17 protein-coding genes are annotated in these 20,521 nt (G+C 73.5%); 5 read left to right on the forward strand and 12 right to left on the reverse strand.

Going from position 1 to position 20,521, the window contains the following annotated elements; all coding sequences use genetic code 11:
• Positions 1-226: 226 nt before the first annotated feature.
• From ACQXVK_RS14725 to ACQXVK_RS14760, 8 genes are all read right to left on the reverse strand, one after another.
• Positions 227-1,510, reverse strand: a complete 1,284-nt coding sequence (locus ACQXVK_RS14725) for a glycosyltransferase (protein ID WP_402267744.1) — start codon at positions 1,508-1,510, stop codon at positions 227-229.
• 84 nt (positions 1,511-1,594) lie between these two features.
• The gene (locus ACQXVK_RS14730) at positions 1,595-1,864 is read right to left on the reverse strand and encodes a hypothetical protein (protein ID WP_022905355.1); all 270 of its coding nucleotides are present in this window, start codon (positions 1,862-1,864) and stop codon (positions 1,595-1,597) included.
• A 141-nt stretch (positions 1,865-2,005) separates the two neighbouring features.
• Positions 2,006-3,454, reverse strand: a complete 1,449-nt coding sequence (locus ACQXVK_RS14735; protein ID WP_430854050.1) for an ArnT family glycosyltransferase — start codon at positions 3,452-3,454, stop codon at positions 2,006-2,008.
• Positions 3,455-3,555: 101 nt separating this feature from the next.
• Positions 3,556-5,055 (reverse strand): sensor histidine kinase, encoded by a 1,500-nt coding sequence (locus ACQXVK_RS14740; protein ID WP_430854051.1) that lies wholly within the window; start codon positions 5,053-5,055, stop codon positions 3,556-3,558.
• Positions 5,056-5,096: 41 nt separating this feature from the next.
• Positions 5,097-5,858, reverse strand: a complete 762-nt coding sequence (locus tag ACQXVK_RS14745) for a response regulator transcription factor (RefSeq protein ID WP_430854052.1) — start codon at positions 5,856-5,858, stop codon at positions 5,097-5,099.
• Positions 5,855-8,035 (reverse strand): ArnT family glycosyltransferase, encoded by a 2,181-nt coding sequence (locus ACQXVK_RS14750; protein ID WP_430854053.1) that lies wholly within the window; start codon positions 8,033-8,035, stop codon positions 5,855-5,857. Before ACQXVK_RS14750 ends, ACQXVK_RS14745 begins: the two co-directional genes overlap by 4 nt.
• 571 nt (positions 8,036-8,606) lie before the next feature.
• Complete coding sequence (locus ACQXVK_RS14755) at positions 8,607-9,434, reverse strand: fructosamine kinase family protein (protein ID WP_430854054.1); 828 nt, start codon at positions 9,432-9,434, stop codon at positions 8,607-8,609.
• A gap of 34 nt (positions 9,435-9,468) precedes the next feature.
• Positions 9,469-10,317: a LysR family transcriptional regulator gene (locus tag ACQXVK_RS14760; RefSeq protein ID WP_022905900.1), complete on the reverse strand. Its 849-nt coding sequence runs from the start codon at positions 10,315-10,317 to the stop codon at positions 9,469-9,471.
• 70 nt (positions 10,318-10,387) lie between these two features.
• On the opposite strand from ACQXVK_RS14760, the gene ACQXVK_RS14765 reads away from it, so the two are divergent.
• The 3 genes from ACQXVK_RS14765 to ACQXVK_RS14775 are packed head-to-tail and all read left to right on the forward strand — an operon-like array spanning position 10,388 to position 13,862.
• Complete coding sequence (locus ACQXVK_RS14765) at positions 10,388-11,341, forward strand: DMT family transporter (RefSeq protein WP_430854055.1); 954 nt, start codon at positions 10,388-10,390, stop codon at positions 11,339-11,341.
• Positions 11,342-11,380: 39 nt separating this feature from the next.
• Positions 11,381-12,967: a long-chain-fatty-acid--CoA ligase gene (locus ACQXVK_RS14770; protein WP_416393129.1), complete on the forward strand. Its 1,587-nt coding sequence runs from the start codon at positions 11,381-11,383 to the stop codon at positions 12,965-12,967.
• Positions 12,968-12,992: 25 nt separating this feature from the next.
• Positions 12,993-13,862 (forward strand): UbiA family prenyltransferase, encoded by an 870-nt coding sequence (locus ACQXVK_RS14775; protein ID WP_402267720.1) that lies wholly within the window; start codon positions 12,993-12,995, stop codon positions 13,860-13,862.
• A 76-nt stretch (positions 13,863-13,938) separates the two neighbouring features.
• Here the strand turns inward: ACQXVK_RS14775 and ACQXVK_RS14780 are convergent, their stop codons facing one another.
• The gene (locus ACQXVK_RS14780) at positions 13,939-15,105 is read right to left on the reverse strand and encodes an FAD-dependent oxidoreductase (protein ID WP_430854056.1); all 1,167 of its coding nucleotides are present in this window, start codon (positions 15,103-15,105) and stop codon (positions 13,939-13,941) included.
• A gap of 130 nt (positions 15,106-15,235) precedes the next feature.
• Between ACQXVK_RS14780 and ACQXVK_RS14785 the strand changes: the two genes are divergently transcribed.
• Entirely contained in the window at positions 15,236-15,988 is a 753-nt protein-coding gene (locus tag ACQXVK_RS14785) for a DUF4184 family protein (protein ID WP_430854057.1), read from the forward strand.
• 102 nt (positions 15,989-16,090) lie between these two features.
• On the opposite strand, the gene ACQXVK_RS14790 is transcribed toward ACQXVK_RS14785, so the two are convergent.
• Both ACQXVK_RS14790 and ACQXVK_RS14795 read right to left on the reverse strand, forming a co-directional pair.
• A complete protein-coding gene (locus tag ACQXVK_RS14790; protein ID WP_430854058.1) occupies positions 16,091-17,302 on the reverse strand; it encodes an acyltransferase family protein in 1,212 nt (403 codons plus the stop codon).
• A gap of 92 nt (positions 17,303-17,394) precedes the next feature.
• A complete protein-coding gene (locus tag ACQXVK_RS14795) occupies positions 17,395-17,967 on the reverse strand; it encodes a TetR/AcrR family transcriptional regulator (RefSeq protein WP_430854059.1) in 573 nt (190 codons plus the stop codon).
• 95 nt (positions 17,968-18,062) lie between these two features.
• On the opposite strand from ACQXVK_RS14795, the gene ACQXVK_RS14800 reads away from it, so the two are divergent.
• On the forward strand, positions 18,063-18,971 hold the full coding sequence (locus tag ACQXVK_RS14800; RefSeq protein WP_430854060.1) for an SDR family oxidoreductase: 909 nt from the start codon (positions 18,063-18,065) through the stop codon (positions 18,969-18,971).
• Between the two features lie 180 nt (positions 18,972-19,151).
• Here ACQXVK_RS14800 and ACQXVK_RS14805 read toward each other — a convergent pair whose 3' ends face one another.
• On the reverse strand, positions 19,152-20,486 hold the full coding sequence (locus ACQXVK_RS14805; RefSeq protein ID WP_430854061.1) for an NAD(P)/FAD-dependent oxidoreductase: 1,335 nt from the start codon (positions 20,484-20,486) through the stop codon (positions 19,152-19,154).
• Positions 20,487-20,521 lie beyond the last annotated feature (35 nt).

Here is a 20,521-nt window from a genome sequence, read left to right on the forward strand (position 1 = left end):
ACGTTGGTGGGCCGGTGCGCCGCTGTGCGCCGGGCCCGCGCGGGCCGTCGGGATCGCGGAGGCTGCACGGTGCGGGGTTCTTCGGCCGGTGCAGCGTTGCCCGCTCGGCGCGGGGTTGAAGCGCGGCACGGAGCGACTTGAGCCGCACGGAGTGGAGAAGGCCGCACCGTGCGCCGGTGCGCACGGTGCGGCGAACCCCGCACGGGCCGCACGACCTCGCACGGGATCAGGCCGCGCGACGCTCCTCGACCTCGATCGGCTCGGTCGCCGCCGTGCTCGCGTCCGCCGCCGGGGTCGTTCCCGGTCGGATGATCTCCGGGCGACGCCGCGACCGGAACACCCACGCCTTGAACAGGACGAAGCGGACCAGCGTCGCGACGAGGTTCGCAGCGGTGAGCACGACGATCTCGGCACCGTGCGACGATCCCGGCGCGGCCGCGTGCAGGATCACGAGCGACCCGGAGGTGATCGCCCACGCGATGCCGAAGACGACGAGCCCCTGCACGTGGTGCCGTCCCGCCCCGGCCCGGCCTCGGACCCCGAACGTGAAGCGTCGGTTGAGCGCTGTGTTGCCGATCGCGGTCACCAGGAGCGCGAGGAAGTCGGCGGTCTGCGCGCCGATCGCCGGACGGAACAGGGCGTAGAGGGCGGCGAACGCGATCGTGGACAGCACCCCGATCGCACCGAAGCGCAGGACCTGCCCGACGATCCCGACGTGCGGCGGCGTGAAGGGGCGACGGCCGATGGCGTCGTACACCGCGGCGACCGGCACCCGGCCGGTCGCGAGCCCGCGGGACACGCGCCACATCCCCTTGAGGTCCTCGGTCGCGGTCGAGGCGATGTGCACCGACGAGTTGACGTCGTCCACCCAGTCGACCGGGACCTCGTGGATCCGGAGTCCGGCGTGCTCGGCCAGCACGAGCATCTCCGTGTCGAAGAACCACGCGTCGTCCTCGCACAGCGGCAGGACGTGTTCCGCGGCCTGGCGGGTGATCGCCTTGAACCCGCACTGCGCGTCGGAGAAGGACACCCCCATCGTCGTGCGGAGCAGCAGGTTGTAGGAGCGTGAGATGAACTCGCGCTTCCCGCCGCGCACCACCCGCGACGACCCCGCCAGGCGTGTGCCGATCGCGACGTCCGAGTGCCCGGACAGCAGCGGAGCGACGAGCGGTTCCAGGGCCGCGAGGTCGGTGGAGAGGTCCTCGTCGACGTACACGAGAACCGAGGCGGGGGAAGCCGCCCACACCGCTTTGAGTGCCCGTCCTCGTCCCTTCTCGGGGAGGTGCACCGCGTGTACGTCAGGGAGCATCGCGGCGAGGTCGTCGGCGATGCGTGCGGTGTCGTCGGTCGAGGCGTTGTCCGCGATCGTGATGCGCCAGGTGTTCCGGAGCGACGTCCGGCAGAAGGTGTGCAAGCGGCGGACGTGCGCGGCGAGCGTGTCCTGCTCGTTGTAGCAGGGGACGACGATGTCGATGTCGAGGGTCTGGTTCGTCTCCGTCATACCGCACATGCTCGACAGCGGGCATACGGGGACCGCTGCAGCCTGCTGTGCCGCGTCTAAGAACGCGTCCGGCAGCCGGCGGCGACGGTCGCGTCAGTCGGGCAGCAGGATCTGCACGACCGCGACGACGGCGAGCACGGCGATCGGGACCCCGGCGATCCAGGCACCGGCACGCACCTGGGTCCGGCGGATCGTGGCCGGCGCGTGCGACGAACGGGCGAACTCGGTGGCCGCGACGAGCTCGGGTGCGGCGGCCGGCGGCGCGGGTTCGGGCTGCGGCCGGTCGTCCTCGAAGGCGGGCACCTCGACCACGAGGTCGTCGGCGCGTGGACGGTCCGGCAGTCGTGCGAAGTCGTTCGGCATGCGGGCCCCCGTCCGGTCCGCTCCAGTGTGCCAGCGGACGGCCCGGCCGTCACCCCTCGACGGTGGGCGCCCCGGGCAGCAGGACGACGCGGCCGTCACTCCTGGACGGTGAGCGCCCCCGACGGCGCGGCGACCCGACCGTCACCCCTGGACGGTGAGCGCCCCCGACTGCAGGACGACCCGACCGTCCTTCGGCAGCCACACCTGGAGCCCGCCCACCTCGGCCACGGAGAACCGCGACCGCTCGGTGGCGAACAGCTGCGTGACCGCGCCCGACGGCGGGAAGCGTCGGTCGTTCCCGACCACGATCGCGACGTACGGACCCTGGTCGGCCCGGGTGGTGCCCCGCTCGGCGACGTACGGCACGAAGAGTCCCGGGGTCGCCGACACGAACAGGATCTTGCCGTCGGGCACGCGCTGGGCGTCGAGGTAGTCGCCGAGCAGCGCGATGCCCGTCGGGTGCTGGCGTGCGATGTCCTGACTGAGCCGGACGGACGGCACGACGAGCGAGAGGACGACCACCAGCGACAGCGCCGTCGCGACCGGGGCTGCCCGCCGCACCGGCACGCGCGGCAGCCGTGCCAGCCCGATCGCGGCCAGGACGAGCAGGAACGGCATCCAGGCCGAGTAGTAGGTGGGAAGCGCGATCTTCGCGACGACCACGTAGAAGCCCACCAGCAGCGCCAGGACGACCCCGACGTAGGCGACGAGGCGGTCGGGCCGGATCCCGAGGGCCGCGACGACACCGACCGCCAGGACGACGAGCAGGAGCACACCCGTGCCGGCCTCCATGAAGTGCAGGTTCGCCCACCACGGCGCGAACCGGTACACGGTGCCGCCGATGGTGATCGGGTGCCCGAGGGTGTTCTGCCCCTCCTGGAAGTCGATCATGTAGCGGATCGCGGACCGGACGCCCATCGGCACGTAGGACACCAGGAACACGATCCCGAACGCCACCGCCCACATCGCACCGCCGACGAGCAGCCGACGCCAGGCACGGAACAGGACGGGCAGCAGCAGGAACGCCGGCAGCAGCACCACGGTGGACACCTTGCTCGTCACCGACAGGGCCATCAGGGCCCCGGACACCGGCGCCAGCCACCAGCGGTCGCCGCGGATCCACACCCACGCCGTCGCGACCGCGAGCACCGCGAAGGCGGTCATCACGGGGTCGAGCAGCGCGAGCCGGTCGACGCGCGGACCGGCACCGCCGCGGGGTGTCAGCCACCAGAGCGCCGCGGCGAGCAGCGCACCCCAGTACCCGAGTTCGCGTCGGAGCCACCCGTAGAGCGCGATGCCGACGCCGAAGGTGAGCAGCGCGACGAGCACCCGCGGACCGATCGGTCCCTGCCCTGCGACGAGCTGGGCGAGACCGAAGAGGTACTTCGCCGTCGGGGGGTGCTCGCGGTTGAACGAGAAGTCGCCGTGCACGTACTGCCAGCCGGCCCGGAGGTAGATGTCCTCGTCACCGGTGATGTTCGGCCCGCCGATGTTCCAGAAGCACTGGTAGAGGGCCCAGACGAGGACCACGGCCGCCACCCCTGCCCGGATGCGGAGGTCACCGGCGAGTGCGGACAGGCGTGAGGGCACCGTCCGAACCTAGTTGCTCCGGGCGGCCGGAGCGAACCCGCCCGGCCCGCCGCCCCGCCCGGTCAGTCCAGGTCAGCCGCCCCGTCCGCCGGACCGCCCGGTCAGTCCAGGTCAGCCGCCCCGTCCGCCGGCCCGCCCGGCAGGTCGACCGTGAACGCCGTCCGCCCCGGCTCCGACACGACCCGGACGAGCCCGTCGTGCGCGGTCACCACGGCCCGGACGATGGCGAGCCCGAGGCCGCTCGTCCCGTGCTCGCGGGACCGGGACGCCTCGCCGCGGGTGAACCGCTCGAACAGCGTCGGGAGGGCCTCGGCGGGGATGACCGGCCCGTCGTTCGCGACCACGAGCCGCGCGACCCCGCCCGACCGCTGCAGCGAGACCACCACCGTGGTGCCGGCCGGCGTGTGCGTCCGCGCGTTCGCCAGCAGGTTCGTCACGACCCGTCGCAGCTGCGTCGCGTCCCCGGAGACCACGAGCGGGTGGTCGTCCGGCACCTGCAGCGTCCAGCGGTGGTCCGGTGCGGTCGCACGCGCGTCCATGGTCGCCTCGACGACGAGCGAGGTCAGGTCGACGGGTTCCCGCACCGGCGCCTGTCCCGAGGCCAGCGCGACGGCGTCGAGGCGCGCGAGCAGGAGGAGCTCCTCGACGAGGTCGCCCATCCGCACGGCCTCCCGCCCGATGCGCTCGACGTTCCGGTGGATCGTGGGGAGGTCCGAGGTCGTCGCGGTCAGCTCCGCGTACGCCCGCACGGTCGCGATCGGGGTGCGCAGCTCGTGCGACGCGTCGGCGACGAACGTGCGCATGCCCGCCTCGGCGTCCCGCCGGACCGTCAGCGCGCGGGCGACGTGCCCGAGGAGCCGGTTGAGCGCGGTGCCGACCTGCGCGACCTCGCGGTTCGCTGCGAGGTCCCCGGCGGCCACCCGCACCGGGATGTCGGTGCCGCCGCGCTCCAGGTCGAGCCCCGTGACGTCGGAGGCCACCGCCGCGACCCGCTCGAGCGGTCGGAGCGACCGTCGGACGAGCAGCGTGAGCGCCCACGCCGCGACGAGCAGGCCGAGGACCGTCACCACCCCGATGACGAGCAGCAGGCGGCCGATCGCGGCGTCGAGGTCGCCGAGGGGCAGCGCCGTGACGAACACGTCGCCGTCGTCGCCGATCGCCTGGGCACGGTACGAGCCGAGCGCCCCGAGGTGGACCGTCACCGGGTCGCCGTCGCTGGCGATCCCGGCGAGCGTCGCCTCCTGCGCCGACGTCAGCCCGTGCTGTCGGCCGCTGCTGTCCGTGTACCCGCCGAGGACCGTCGCGCCGTCGCGACGGATCGCGACGACCGTCCCGGCGGACTGCCCGGGTGCGCCGATGAACGCGTTCTCCGGGTCCGAGCCGGAGCTGCTCGTGGGTGGCGGGGGACGGTCGCCGTCCTGTCCGCCGACGGTCCGGTTCGCCGCCGTCGCGAGTTCCGCGTCGAGTCGATCGACGAGGTACCCGCGGAACGCGACGACCGTCACCGCCCCGACGACGACGTTGGTCGCGACGAGCAGGAGGGCGACGGCCGCCACGATCCGCCACCGGAGCGACGGCACGCGTCGGGACCGTTCGGTCACGGTCGTGGTCCGGGAGGCGCGGCTCGGCCGCCGCCGTCGGCTCACGTCGTCGGCCGGAGCACGTACCCGGCCCCGCGCACGGTCTGCAGCATCGGCTCGCGTCCGGCGTCGAGCTTCTTGCGGAGGTACGACACGTACATGTCCACGAGGTTGGACGACGTGCCGAAGTCCATGCCCCACACGTTGGCGAGCAGCTGCTCCCGCGAGAGCACGCGGTTGGCGTTCCGTGCGAGGTGTCGCAGCAGCTCGTACTCGGTCGGGGTGAGGTCGATCGGTTCGCCGGCCCGCGTGACCGTCCTGGTGTCCTCGTCGAGGTGGAGGTCGCCGACGCTCGTCCCGGCGGAGCCGACGACCGCCGTCACCCGGGGAGAGGTGCGGGCGAGGATGCGTGCCCGGACGAGGAGCTCCTCGATGCCGAACGGCTTCGTCAGGTAGTCGTCGCCACCGCCGGTGAGTCCGGCGAGCCGGTCCTCGGGGGCGTCCCGTGCGGTGAGGAACAGCACGCGCACGTCGTCCCGGGCGTCCCGGAGCCGTTCGAGGACCTCGAAGCCGTCGATGTCCGGCAGCATCACGTCGAGCACGATCACGTCCGGCTGCGACTCGCGTGCCGCGAACAGGACGTCGCGTCCGCGGTGCACCGTCCGCACGGACCAGCCGTCGCCCTCGAACGCGAGGGCGACGGCGTCCGCGAGGGCGTGCTCGTCGTCGACGACGAGGACGCGGACGGGGGACCCGTCGGTGCGCTGCAGCGGCTGGCCGGTCACGCCCGCGAGCCTATCCACCGCGCCCTCGTCGTCGGTCACTTCGTGCTGCTCAGGTCGTACACGGTCTGCCCGCCCACGGTCGTGGACGAGAAGTTCGCCGCGACCCACTCCTGGATGGCCGACGCGGTGGACGATCCGCCGCCCATGCCGCCGCCCGAACCGGAGGAGACGTAGTACCCGATGTCACCGGCGGCGACCCAGGCCTTGAACTCGGCGAGCGTGGGCGCCGGGTCGCTCGACCAACCGCCGATCGCCATCACCGCGGTGTCGGTGTCGAGCTCGAGCTGCGCGGCCGACTGCGAGCCGTTGACCGCGGCCGCCCACTTCGCGTCGGACGCCTCGAGGAGCTTCTGCAGCGCCGACGAGGTCGTCGACCCGCCACCGCCCATGCCGCTCGGGGCACCGTCGGTCGACCCCTCGGCGGTGCCGTCGGTCGTCCCGGTCGAGCCCTCGGTGGTCCCGGAGGCGCCACCGGGCGCCGTCCCGTCGGCGCCCTCCGGCGCCTCACCGGTCATGCCCTCCGGCGGGGTCCCGCCGGGACCCTGCTGCGAGCCGTCGTCGGACGTGGAGCCGCTGCTCTCGGAACCGGAGGTCGACCCGCCGGGTCCACCCGCGCCTCCCGGCATACCACCGGTGCCACCGCCGCCCATCCCACCGGAGCTGCTGCCGGCCGGGCCGACGCTCGGGATCGAGCCGGAGTGCGCGACGGTCGTCGTGGCGAGGGCGTAGGCGGTGGTGCCGCTGAGCCCGAACAGGGTGCCGGCGAGGACGCCGACCGTGACGAGCTTGCGGAGCGACGGGACGCTGCCGATGACCACGAGCGCTGCCGACAGCAGACCGCCGGCCAGCATCACCCAGCGGAGCCAGGGCAGCCACGTCGGGTTCTCGTTCAGCAGGCACCATCCCCAGAAGGCCGTGATGCCGATCATCGCGGCGAGGCCGAGCCGGCCGACGAACCGTTCGCGAGCGTGCCAGAGCAGGGCGCCGCCGGTGCCGACCAGTCCGGCGATCGCCGGGGCCAGTGCGACCGTGTAGTACGGGTGGATCGTGCCGGACATGTAGGAGAACACGAGTCCGGTGACGAGGAGCCAGCCGCCCCAGAGGACCAGTCCGGCGCGGGCCGGGTCGGCGAGGTGACGGCGTCCGACGACGACCAGGCCGACGATCAGCGCGATGAGTGCCGCGGGCAGGAGCCACGAGATCTCGAGGCCCATCTCGGAGGAGAACAGCCGGTTCAGGCCCGTCGAGCCGCCGAAGGAGCTCCCGGCGGTGCCACCCGTCATGCCGCCGCCTCCGCCGCCGTTGCCCGAGCCGCCGAAGATCCGGCCGAGGCCGTTGTAGCCGAACACCAGGTCGAGGACGGTGTTGTTCGTCGAGCCGCCGATGTACGGGCGGGACTCGGCCGGCCAGAGCCAGACGGCGACGACCCACCAGCCGGCGGACACCACGAGGGAGCCGGCGGCGATCAGCAGGCCGACGACGCGCCGGCCCCAGGAGGTGCGAGCGGCGAACAGGTAGACGAGGCCGAACGCCGGCAGGACGAGCAGCCCCTGCAGCATCTTCGTGAGGAACGCGAACCCGAGGGCGACGCCGGCGAGCGCGATCCACTTCCAGCTGCCCTTCGGGAGTGCCCGCACGGTGCAGTAGGCGCCGGCGGTCATCAGGAACACGAGCAGGGCGTCCGGGTTGTCGAACCGGAACATCAGGGCCGCCGCTGGGGTCGCTGCGACGACAAAGCCGGCGAGCAGGGCGCCGAGGTTCGCGGTGGTGGTGCCGACGCGTGCGAGGGTGCGGCGGACCGTGCCCCACACCAGGGCGACGGAGCCGACCGCCATGAGCGCCTGGGGGAGCAGCAGGCTGAAGCTCGAGAAGCCGAGCAGTCGCGCGGACAGCACCATCACCCAGAGCGACGCCGGGGGCTTGTCCACGGTGATGAAGTTCGACGAGTCGAGGGAGCCGAAGAAGAACGCCTCCCACGACTTCGTGCCGGCCAGCACGGCGGCGGCGTAGAAGCTGTTCGCGTACCCGGAGACGCTGAGGTCCCAGAGGTACACGACCGCGGTCAGGGCCAGGAGCGCCCAGAACGCCGGCCGGAGCCAGCGGGCGTCCTCGCGTTCGCCGAGGAAGAGTCGGGCGAGGGGCTTGCGGCGCCGATCCCGCGCGTCGGTGCGCGCGGTCTCGCGTCGATCGGTCACGGGTATCGGGTACGTGGTCATGGCAGTGAGGATTCCGGGCGTTCCCCGAACGATGCACTGCGCTGGCTATGTGGGCGCTAAGGACGCATGGTGCTGGCTCGTCCGGCTCCGGTCGGCGCCCGGCCCGCACGGTGCTGGGTTGTTCGGCGGGTGCGGTGCTGTTTGCTCGGTGCGGGGTTGTGGCGGGGCACGGTGCGGGCAACCTCGCACGGGGTGAGCGAACCGGCACGGTGCGGCGCCGGGAAGTGTCCGGCGGCGGGGTCGCCTTGCCGGGCGGCACGGTGCGGGGTTGTTCGGCGAGTGCGGTGCTGTTTGCTCGGTGCGGGGTCCTAGCGGGGCACGGTGCGGGCAACCTCGCACGGGGTGAGCGAACCGGCACGGTGCGGGTCGCGAAGTGTTCGGCCGCGGGGTCGCCTTGCCGGCCGGCACGGTGCGGGGTTGTTCGGCGGGTGCGGCGCTGCCCGCTCGGCGCGGGGTCGCAGCGGGGCACGGGGCGGGCAACCTCGCACGGGATGACCGAACAGGCACGGGGCGGGCAACCTCGCACGGGGTGAGCGAACCGGCACGGTGCGCGCGAAGCCGCCGCGCGCGGTCAGGCGTACCGCTCGGCCGCGCGCAGGGCCGCACCCGTGTACGAGCCCCCGAACAGGAACACGTGCAGCAGCAGCGGCGCGAGCTGGTGCAGCGCGACGCGCTCCTGCCACCCGGCGGCGAGCGGCGACTCGGCGTCGTACGCGGCGAGGACGGCCTCGAGCCGGGGGAGCCCGAACAGCCCGAGGAGCGCCAGGTCCGTCTCGGCGTGCCCGCCGTGCGCGATCGGGTCGATGAGCACCGCGCCCGTCGGTGTCGTCCCGTCGACCGGGTCCGCGTCGGTCGGCCAGAGCACGTTGCCCGCCCAGAGGTCTCCGTGCAGCCGCGCCGCACGGTCCCCGACGAGCGCCGGCTGCGGGGACCCGAGGGTGCCGTCCTGCACCCGGTCGGCGACCCGGTCGAACACCGCGGCCTGGGCGTGGTCGAACCCGCCGGCATCGACGATGCGGCGGACGAAGTCGCGGATCCGGTACTCGGCGAAGAACTCGCCCCAGGTGGCCGGTGCGTGTGCGGCGTCGACGAACGGCGTGCGGGAGCGTCCCATGCGGAGCGGCGTGCCCGTCGGCCAGCCGAGCGGCGGCGCACCCCAGTGCTCGGCGCCGGCCGCGTGCGTGTGCGCGAGGGACCGACCGAAGCGCTCGGCCTGCCGGGTGGACGGGGAGCCGTCCGGGATCAGCTCGAGGTCGAGGACCGTCGGGCGCGGTCGACCGAGCACGCGGGCGATCCGGGTGCCGCCGTCCGGTTCGGCCTCGGCGAGCCAGCCCAGGCCGGCTGCCTCGGCGGCGGCCTCGTCGGGGGAGGCGAAGGTCTTCACGTGCGTCGCGGCCATCGCCCCATCCTGCCGAAGCCGCCTCGACTCCGCCTCAGACCGCGTCGACGAGCGCCTTCGCCAGCGGGTGCCACGCCCTGGACGTCGGTCCGCTCAGCACCAGCGTCCGCGCCAGCCGCCGGGCCATCGGCACCATGACGAGGTCCGGCGGCAGCATCACCCGGCCGAGCGTCGGCACGATGGACACCCCCTCGCCCCGCTCGATCATCCCGAACATCGTGCTCATCTCGCGGACGCGGTGGGCGTACCGGAACGGCTGCCCGTCGAGCTCGTGCAGCCGCTGAATCTGGTGCTCGCACCCGCCGCCACCCGCGACCAGACCGTCCTCGTGCAGGTCGTCGAGGGTCAGTGCGGGGAGGTCGGCCAGCGGATGGTCCCGCCGGACCACGGCGGCCATCTCGTCCTCGGCGACGACCACGCCTCCTGGCGGCAGCGGGGACGGGTCGACGAGCACGGCGGCGTCGACCGTCCCGGCCTCGAGCCACTCGGGCATCTCGTCGTCGTCGCCCTCGTAGACCTGCACGTCGACGTCCGGCAGCGTCACCGCCCACAGCTCGCGGAGCCGCGGCAGCAGGCCCTGGCACACCGTGGGGACGGCGGCGAGGCGCACGGTGCCGCGCGCCGTGGCGGGCCGGACCACCTCCTCCAGGGCCTCGACGGAGGCGAGCACGCTGCGGGCGTGTGCCAGCAGCCGGTCGCCGAGCGGAGTCGTGACCGCGGCCGCACCGCGCCGGACCACCGGACCACCGACCTCGCGCTCCAGCCCTGCGACGGCGTGCGAGACGGCCGACTGCCCGACGCCGAGGGCGGCGGCCGCGCCCGTGAACGATCCGGCGTCGACGGTGGCGACGAACGCGCGCAGCTGGGGGAACGAGACGGTCATGCGTCTTCCTCATCCGGTCATGAGCGCCATGCGTTTGCCGCATGCGCCGTGGATGTCGACACTAGGCCACATGAACGCGGTCCTCTACCTGCTCGTGGCACTGACCTGGGGGTCGAGTTTCCTCTTCGCGAAGATCGGGCTCGACGGCCTCGCGCCGCAGCAGGTCGCGACGGTGCGCACCGTCCTCGGCGCGCTCACGCTCGTCGCGGTCCTCGTCGCCACCCGCCGCCGATGGCCGCGCGAGCCACGGGTCTGGGGGCACCTGCTCGTCGTCTCCGTGTTCCTCAACGCTGTCCCGTCGTCGCTCATGGCGTGGGCGGAGCAGACCGTGCCGTCCGGACTCGCGAGCATCTACAACGCGACGACGCCCATCATGACGCTGGCGGCGCTCGCCGTGCTCGTGCCGTCCGAGCGGCTCCGCGGCCGTCAGGTCGCCGGCATCGTGCTGGGGATCGTCGGCGTCCTCGTGCTGGTCGGGCCGTGGAACGTCATCGGCGACCCGGAGGTCCTCGCGAGTGTGCCCGGGCAGGTCGCGCTGCTCGGGATGACCGCCTGCTACGGCATCGGCCTGGCCTACCTGCGACGGGTCGCGGTCGGCAGCGCGTACGACCCGGTCACGCTCGCGACGGTGCAGCTCACGCTCGCCTCCGGGCTGCTCCTGCTGGTCGCGCCCGTCATCGCCACCGGTCCGGTACGGCTGGACTGGAGGATCGTGGGCGCGATGGTCGCGCTCGGTTGCGTCGGCACGGGGCTGGCCTACGCGTGGAACACCCGGCTGGTGCAGGCGTGGGGAGCGGGTCGCGCCTCGACGGTCACCTACCTGACGCCGGTCGTCGGGGTGGTGCTCGGCGTGCTCGTCCTCGGGGAGCACGTGCGGTGGAACGAACCGGTCGGCGGCCTCGTGGTGCTGTTCGGCATCGCGCTGGCCTCGGGCGTGGGTCGGTCGACGTCGGCGAGCCGCGCGGACCCCGGACCGCGCCGCCGCCTGAACGGGGGCAGGGTCCACGGCGGACGGCCGCCGTAGGATCGGGCCACGCACTCGCCGACGAGACGGAGCACGGTCATGACCGCCACCCACCACACCAGCGCGACCGCCTCGGTGGCAGCGATCCTCTCCGAGTCCGCCTCGCGGTACCCGGACGACGTCGCCGTGATCGTCGGCGACCGGCACACCACGTACGCCGAGCTCTGGAGCCAGACGCTCGCCTACGCCGGGGCACTCCGGGCCCGCGGCGTCGGCGCCGGCGACCGGGTCGCGATGCTCGTCCCGAACGTCGAGGACTTCCCCCGCGTCTACTACGCGACCCTCGCGCTCGGTGCCGTGGCCGTCCCCGTGCACGCGCTCCTGAAGCGCCGCGAGATCGAGTACGTCCTGCGCGACAGCGGCGCGAGCCTGCTGGTCTGCGCCGCGCCGCTCATCGGCGAGGGGGCTGCCGGGGCCGAGCTCGCCGGCGTCGAGGTGCTGACCGTGCTCGCGCCGCCGCCCTCCGACGAGCAGCCCGGCACCGGCCACGACCGGCTCGAAGCGCTCGCCCAGCAGGCGGAACCCCTCGACACCTACGTCCCGCGGCACCCGTTCGACACCGCGACGATCCTGTACACGAGCGGCACCACCGGCAAGCCCAAGGGCGCCGAGGGGTCGCACTTCTCGCTGCTCGAACAGGTCAACACGAACCTGATGACGACGTTCGACATGCACCGCGGCGACGTCCTCCTCGGCGCACTCCCGCTCTTCCACACCTTCGGGCAGACCTGCACGATGAACACCGGCTTCCGCGTCGGCGCGACGATCGTGATGCTGCCGAAGTTCGACGGGGACACCGCGCTCGCCGCGATGGTCGAGCACGGGTGCGGCGTCTTCATGGGCGTCCCGACGATGTACATGGCGCTCCTCGACGCCGCCACCCGCTCCGACGACCGCCCGGCGCTGCGGTACGCGATCTCCGGCGGTGCCTCGCTGCCCCTCGCGGTCCTCGAGCGCTTCCAGGACGTCTACGACGCGCCGATCCACGAGGGCTACGGCCTCACCGAGACCTCGCCGGTGGCGACGTTCAACCACGTCGGGACGCCGCCGCGCCCCGGCACGATCGGCACCCCGGTATGGGGCGTCGACGTCGAGATCGCCGACCCGGAGCAGCACGACGCGATCGTCATGCTGCCGCACGGCGAGATCGGCGAGCTCGTGATCCGCGGGCACAACCTCATGAACGGGTACCTCGACCGTCCCGAGGACACCGCCGAGGCGATCGTCGACGGGTGGTTCCGCACGGGCGACCTCGGCACGAAGGACGACGACGGGTACCTCACGATCGTCGACCGGACGAAGGACATGATCATCCGGAACGGCTACAACGTGTACCCGCGGCAGGTGGAGGAGGTCCTCGCCACCCACCCCGACGTCACGATGGCCGCGGTGTTCGGCGTGCCGCACGAGCTGCACGGGCAGGAGGTCGAGGCCGCCGTGGTGCTCCGCGCCGGTGCGACCGCGACGCCCGAGGAGCTGATCGACTTCGTCGCGGCCGAGATCGCCGCGTACAAGTACCCCCGGGCCGTGCACGTGCTCGACGCGCTGCCCCTCGGCCCGAGCGGGAAGATCCTCAAGCGCGAGCTCGTCGAGCGGTTCGGCACCGAGGTCCGGACGGGGTCCTGACGGCGGCCGTGCGTACCCTGGCCACGTGAGCGACACCGGCAGGGCCTCGACCGCACGCCTGCTGTTCGCCTCGTCGCACCCGGGGCCGACCGTCACCGTGACCGTCCTCGCGACGGTGATCGCCGTCGCGGTCGGCCACGCCTGGTGGACCGTGCTCCTCGTCGCGCTGACGGTCGTCGCCGGGCAGCTCTCGATCGGGCTCGCCAACGACTGGATCGACGCCGACCGCGACCGGGCGGTGGGCCGGTCGGACAAGCCCGTGGCCCAGGGCCTGATCGCCGTCGGCACGGTCCGGCGGGCGGCGTTCGGCACCGCCCTGGCGTCGGTCGTGCTGTCGCTCGTGCTCGGGCCGGTCGCCGCGGTGGCGCACCTCGTGCTCGTGGCCGCGGGGTGGGCGTACGACGCCGGGCTGAAGCGCACGGTGTGGTCCGTCGTGCCGTTCGTCGTCGCGTTCGGGCTGCTGCCGGTCGTCGCCGTCGCCGCCGGCCCGCACGGATCGTGGCCGGCGTGGTGGGCGATCGCGACCGGCGCGGTGTTCGGGGTCGCGATCCACTGCACGAACGTGCTGCCCGACCTCGTGGACGACGCAGCGACGGGGGTCCGCGGGTTCCCGCACCGCCTCGGGCTGCGGGGCGCCGGCGTGGTGGCGTTCGGGTCGCTCGTCGTCGCGGCGCTGCTCGTCGTCGGCGGTCAGGTGCTGGGCGACGACCCGGTCCGGGGCCCCGGGGTGGTGCTCGCGGTCCTCGGGACGGTCGTGGTGGTCGTGCTGGCGGCTGTGGGGGTCCGGCTCGTGCTGGCGGGACGGGCGTCGAGGATCCTGTTCCGGCTCGTCATCACGTCGTCCCTCGTGCTCGTCGTCGAGCTCGGACTCGCCGGCGCCCGCCTCGTCGCCTGACCGACGACCGACCCGTCACGCCCGCGCGTTCCGACCCGCGCGACCCCCCCCCGCGCGCGCCCCCCCGCGCGACCCGTCACGCCCACCGCATCGCGTAGACCCCGGCCAGCCCGTCGGCGGACGGCAGGGACAGGACCGTCCGGAGCAACGCCTCCCGTCCGACCGCCCCCACCCTGCCGAGCGGACGGCCGAACGGACGTCCGAGCGCCATGTTCACCTCCGCCTGCCGCGCCGCCCGTCGCGCCACGGCCTGCCGGCGCCGCGCGTACTCCGGCCACGGTCCCGCGCTGCCGGTGCGGACCCCCTCGGCGAGGAGCGGCGCGAGCGCGGCCGCGTCGAGCCAACCGAGGTTCATGCCCTGCCCGCCGATCGGACTGATCTCGTGCGCGGCGTCCCCGACGAGGACGACGCGTCCGACGCCGACGCGTTCCGCCTGGCGGCGGCGGACGCCGAACCCGCTGAGCATGCTGCAGGAGTCCGGGTCCGGCCGGACACCGGTGCGGCCCGTCACGATCGCGGCCAGGGCCGTCGCGTCGGGTGCGGGGTCGTCCGACGCCGTCAGGAGCGCGACGTACCGCCGTCGGTCCCCGGGGAGCGGGAACGACTCGACCACGCCGGCGGGTCCGACGTCGACCAGGGCCGCCGTCCGCGCCGCTGACCCCTCGACGTCGGCGAAGTCGCCCATCGCGTAGCGGTCCGGGTAGTCCCGTCCGGTCGTGCCGATGCCGAGCAGGTCCCGCACGGCGCTCCGGGCGCCGTCCGCCCCGACGACGAACCGGGCGCGGACGGCCACGCTCCCGCGGGCGTCGGTCCCGACGGCGTCGACGTGGTCCGCGTGCCGTTCGAGCGTGGCGAGCGCGGTGCCGGTCCGGAGCGCGTCCGGTGCGGCGGCGGCGAGGGCGTCCCGCAGCAGGGCCTCGGTGCGGTGCTGGTCGAGCGTCGCGACGTACGGGTGCGTGGTCGACGCCCGGTCGAAGGTCAGGGTGCCGAGCGTCCGGCCGCGGCTCCGGGCGACGCCCTGTCGGACGCGCACCGCCTCCCGCAGCACCGGTGCGTCCAGCCCGATCGCGGCGAAGGCGTCGAGCGAGGGCGGGTGGATGCCGATCGCGCGGGAGCCCGTCGGTGCCCCGCTGCGGCGTTCCCACACGGCGACCTCGATCCCGCGCGCCGCGAGGAGGGCCGCCACGAAGAGGCCGACGGGCCCACCGCCGACGACGAGGACGTCGACGCGCTCCGTGGTCACGGTGTCGAGCCTACGGACGGTGGGCGGGGCGCTCGCCCAGGCGGGCCGGACACGCGCCCGGTCGGTCGACGCGCCGGGGTCATCCGCTCGACCGAAGCGGGCGGACCGCTCGCTCCGCGATGCTGGTGTCGTGCCCTTCACCGTCAGTCACGCGGTCGTCGCCCTGGCGGCGCGACGCACCCCGTTGCCCGTCGCGGCCGTCGCCGTCGGCGCGATGGCACCCGATGCCGTCCTGTTCGCGCCGTTCCTGCCGCCGTACGTGGTGGCGCACTCGTGGGTGGGCGTGGTGACGATCGACCTGCTCGTGGCGCTCGTCGTCCTCGCGGCGTGGTGGGGCCTGGTGCGACCGGCGTGGGCGGACGCGGTGCCGGGCGTGCGCGAGCGCGTCCCGCAGGCCTGGTCGCACCGACCACCGTGGCCGGAGCGACCGGTCCGCCGGCTGCTCACCGTCGTCGTCGCCTGCGTCGTCGGGAGCGTGACGCACGTGGTCTGGGACGCGTTCTCGCACCAGGCGGGCTGGGCGGTGCAGGCGATCCCGTTCCTCCGCGAGGGGCCCGTGGGCTACCCGGTGTGGGCGGGCGTGCAGGACGCATCGAGCGTGCTCGGACTGGCCGGGCTCGTGGTCGCCGCCGTGGTCTGGTGGCGACGGAGTACACCGCGGGTGCTGCCGCCGCTCGGCGCGTCGGAGCGGACGGTCGTGGTGGTCGCCGGCGTCGTCGTGGCCGTGGCGGCGCTCGGGCTCGCCGGTCGGGCGTTCCTCGGCGGCGGCGGTGTCGCTGGGGTCGTCACGGAGCTGGCGTTCCGGCTGCCGGTGGTCGTCGCGTTGGTGCTCGTGCTCGGGGCGGTCGGCCTGCTGGTCGTGCGTCGCCGTCGCGTCGGTTGACGCCGGGGCGGGAGGCGCGGTGCGGGTGGGCCCGCGGGTGTCGCGTCCGGCAGACCGTGGGTCGGGAGGCGCGGTGCGGGGCCGACCCGCGCCTCCAGGCCGTCAGACGGTCGCGTCCGCCGTCTCGCGCGCGGACCGGTCGGCCGCGACGAGGCGACGCGCCTCGCGGAGTCGCTTCCGCAGCCGTTCGACCGGCACCTCGACCGCGTAGGCCGCGCCCACCGCCACGAGCAGCGCCACCGCGACGAGCCACACCGTGCCCCACGGGCCGATCGCGAACGTACCGAGCAGCGCGATGACGAGCGGGTGCCACAGGTACGCCGAGTACGACACCCGGCGACCGAACCACGAGACCGGCGTCCACGCGAGCGCCGCCGACAGGGGCGAGCGAACGGACACCAGGCCGCCGATGAGCAGCGCCGAGATGAGCCCGGTCACCGGCAGGACGACACCGAACGACCACGCGTGCTGGGTCCAGTCGCCGTCGATCCAGAACTGCACCGCCGCGAGGAGCCCGATGCCGAGCCAGGTGCCGACGTGCCCGGCGAGCCCGGCCGCCCAGGTCCGGACGCGCTCGTCGTCGAGGAGCAGCGCGAGCAGGCAGCCCGTCGCCAGCGGCACGACGCCGAGCACGGGCGAGAAGTAGACGTCCGGGGTCGCACCGCTGTTCGGCGTGCGGTAGCTCAGCCACGATGCCGCGGCGGCCCCGACGATCACGACGCCGAGCCCCGTCATGAGCCAGCGGCGACGCGCGCGCAGTGCGAAGAGGAGCACGAGGACGGGCGGCCAGACGAGGTAGAACTGCTCCTCCATCGACAGGCTCCACGTGTGCGCGAAGACGCCCTGCGTGGTGTCCCAGTACGAGCGGAAGAGGTTGCCGGTGTAGCTCAGTGCGATGAAGGCGGCCTCGCCGGGGGAGAACGAGGCACCCTTGTAGTCGCCGACCCAGTTCCAGAGGAGCAGTCCGACGACCACGAGGGCCAGGAGCGCGGGGTACAGGCGCAGGAGGCGCTTCGTCCAGAACGAGCCGAGCCGGATGCGTCCGGTGCGCCGGTGCTCGCCGAGCAGGAGCGTCGAGATGAGGAACCCGGACAGCACGAAGAACACCGTCACGCCGATGAAGCCGCCCTCGAACTGCGGCACGTGCAGGTGGTACAGGATCACGATGAGGATCGCGACCGTCCGGAGTCCGTCGAGCGCCGGGGCCCGGTTGGTCAACGGCGGCGGGGGTGTCGGTCGTGCGTGCCTGCCGTCGGTGTCGGCCGGTGCGGATGTCGTGCGGGTCCGCTCCGGCGAGGTCGTGGTGATGGCCACGGACGCCTCCTGCGCGATCTGGTCGATGGGGTCACGGACCGTGGGGTCGTGACCGGATCGTTACATCATGCTCGCGCCATGTAAGAGCCGTCTCAACGAACGGGGTGCACCAGCTCCGTCAGGGCGTCGAGGCGCTCGTCGACGATCGCGGCGAACGACCGCTCCTCGCCCGGCGCGATCCACTGGGCGAAGGACAGGTGGAACACGGTCACCGCGGTCTCGGCGGCCATCGTGGCGGCCGGTTCCGGGACGCCGCGGTCGCGCAGCACCTCACCCAGCCGGACCTTCAGGGTGGCGAGCTTGCCGAGCTCCCGTTCGCCGAGTGCCGGGTTGCCGTCGATGATGCCCTGTCGCGCGCGCGACCACGGGCGGCGGTCGTCGGGGAAGAACGCGCCGCTGGCCGCGAGCGCGAGCCGGACGAGATCGAACGGTGCCGCGTCCGCCGGTGCGGTCTCGATCGGGGTGGTGAACATGCCGAGGAAGTCGTCCTGCCCGGCGAACAGCACCTCGCGCTTGTCGGCGAAGTGCCGGAAGAAGGTGCGTTCGGTGACCTCGGCCGCGGCGGCGATCTCGGCGACCGTGGTGTCGTCGTAGCCCCGCTCGGCGAAGAGCTGCAGGGCGGTCGCCTGCAGTCGTTCGCGGGTTCCGGGTTGCCATCGGGCCATGTCCGCAGTCTACTGATGACAGTGGCTGACATCGAGTGCTACGGTGATGTCAGTTCATGACATCACCGCCGTGGACACCTGTGAAGGGAAAGCACATGCACGTGTTCGTCACCGGGGCCTCCGGATGGATCGGCTCCCACACCGTCGACGAGCTCCTCGCCGCCGGGCACACCGTCACCGGCCTCGCACGCTCGGATTCCTCCGCCGCCGGGCTCGAGACCAAGGGCGTCGCCGTCGTCCGTGGCGACCTCGACGACCTCGACGCCATCCGGCGCGGCGCGTCCGAGGCCGAGGGCGTCCTGCACCTCGCCAACAAGCACGACTGGGCGAACGCCGCGGCCACGAACGCCAGCGAGCGGGCCGCGGTCGAGACCATCGGGCAGGCGCTCGTCGGCACCGACCGTCCGTTCGTCGTCGCGTCCGGGGTCGCCGGGCTCGCGCAGGGCCGCCCCTCGACCGAGGCGGACCCGAGCCCCTTCGTCGGCGCCGACAGCATGCGCGGCGGCAGCGAGAACCGCGGGTTCGACTTCGTCGAGCAGGGCGTGCGGACGATCGCTGCCCGGTTCAGCCCGACCACGCACGGCACCGGCGACCATGGGTTCATCGCCGCGATCGTCGCCGCCGCCCAGGAGCGGGGCGAGTCCGGCTACGTCGGCGACGGCACCAACAGCTGGGCGGCCGTGCACGTCACGGACGCCGCGCGGCTCGTCCGGCTCGGGCTCGAGCAGGCTCCGGCTGGCACGCGCCTGCACGCCGTCGCCGAGACCGCGATCCCGACCCGGGCGATCGCCGAGGCCATCGGCGAGAGCCTCGGGCTGCCGGTGACCTCGATCGACCCGCAGGACGCGCTGTCGCACTTCGGGTTCATCGGGCGGTTCTTCGGCATGGAGATGTCGGCGACGTCCGAGGCGACGCGCGGGCTCCTCGGCTGGGAGCCCGTCGGGCCGGGGCTGCTCGAGGACATCGCCGCGGGCGCCTACGCCGGGGTCGCCGCGCGCCGCTGACCCAGAACGACAAGACCGACGTCGTACGACGTCGGTCTTGTCGTTTTGTGCACGCGCGTCATGTCACCCGTCGCGAGGAGCGACGAAGTCGCTGTCGTACGACGTCGACGATGTCGTACCGAGACGGGCCCCCTGACACGAGCGCCCGGGCCCCGCACCCCGGGCCCCGCGCGCCCCCGCCTACTCCGCCTTCTGCATCTGCCACGGCTCGGGCTCGCGGTCGCCGTTCGGCCGCACGGGCCGCACGTCGCCGACGATCGGGATCGCCCGCTTCCGCATGAACCACAGGTACCGCACGAAGAAGTGCGACAGCGTCGACAGCCGGTTGCCGTTGCCGAGCAGCGACGCGATGTGCACGGCGACCCATGCGAGCCAGGCGACCGGGCCGACCATCGTGATGCCGCCGCGGAGCTGCGCCACGGCGGCGTTCGTCCCGATCGTCGCCATGGTGCCCTTGTCGAAGTACTTGAAGTGCTCGGTCGGCTTGCCCGCCATGAGCCGCACGATCTGCCGCGCCGAGTGCCGGCCGCCCTGCAGTGCCGGCTGGGCGAGCTGCGCGAGGGCGTCGTCCTGCGCGGCGATGTCGCCGGCGGAGAAGATCCGCTCGACGCCCTTGACGCTGAGGTCGTCGTTCACCTGGATGCGCCCGCCGTGGGTCTGCGGCATGCCCCAGCCGGAGACCTCCTTGTGGGCCGCGACGCCGGTCGCCCAGATGACCTGCGACGCCGGGATGAACTCACCTTCGGCCGTCATCACCCCGTCGGGCTTCACCTTGGAGACGCCGGTGTTGAGCCGCAGCACGACGCCGCGCTTGCGGAGGACCTTGGCCGCGTACCGACGCAGCCGCGGGGCGAAGGGCTTCAGGAGCTCGCCGCTGCGGTGCACCAGGGTGATCGAGATGTTGCCCCGCTCGATCTCCGGGTACGCGCCGACGAGGGCCTGGTCGCGGAGTTCGGCGAGCGCGCCGGCCATCTCCACGCCGGTCGCGCCACCGCCCACGATGACGATCTTGATCTCGTCGGGGCCCTGGTTGGCGGCGGCTTCCTCGAGCCGGGTGAACAGCTCGTCGCGGATCCGGAGCGCCTGCGAGCGGGAGTACATCGAGTACGCGTACTCGTACGCTCCGGGCGTGCCGAAGTAGCTCGTGTTCACGCCGTTCGCGAGGATCAGCCAGTCGTAGTGCAGGTGCTCGCCGTCGGACATCTCGGCGATGCGCTCGACCGGGTCGATGCCGGTCAGCAGCCCGTGCCGGAACTCGGCGTTGCTCTGCTTCGCGCGGAGGCTCCGGAGGAAGTACGTCACGTCGCCCGCGTTCAGCCCGCCCGTCGCCACCTGGTACATGAGCGGCTGGAACATGTTGTAGACGTGGCGGTCGACCAGGGTGACCCGCACCGGAGCGTCGGCGAGCTCGCGCATGGCCGCGACACCGGCGAATCCACCGCCGACGATGACGACGTGCGGGCGGGTGTCCTGGGGCATGCTGACTCCGGCTTCCTCGGATGGTGAGATGGTCACCACCGAGGGTACGCGCGGTTCGGACGGTCGTTCGA

Source organism: Curtobacterium sp. AB451 (assembly GCF_050585845.1).
Taxonomy (GTDB): domain Bacteria; phylum Actinomycetota; class Actinomycetes; order Actinomycetales; family Microbacteriaceae; genus Curtobacterium.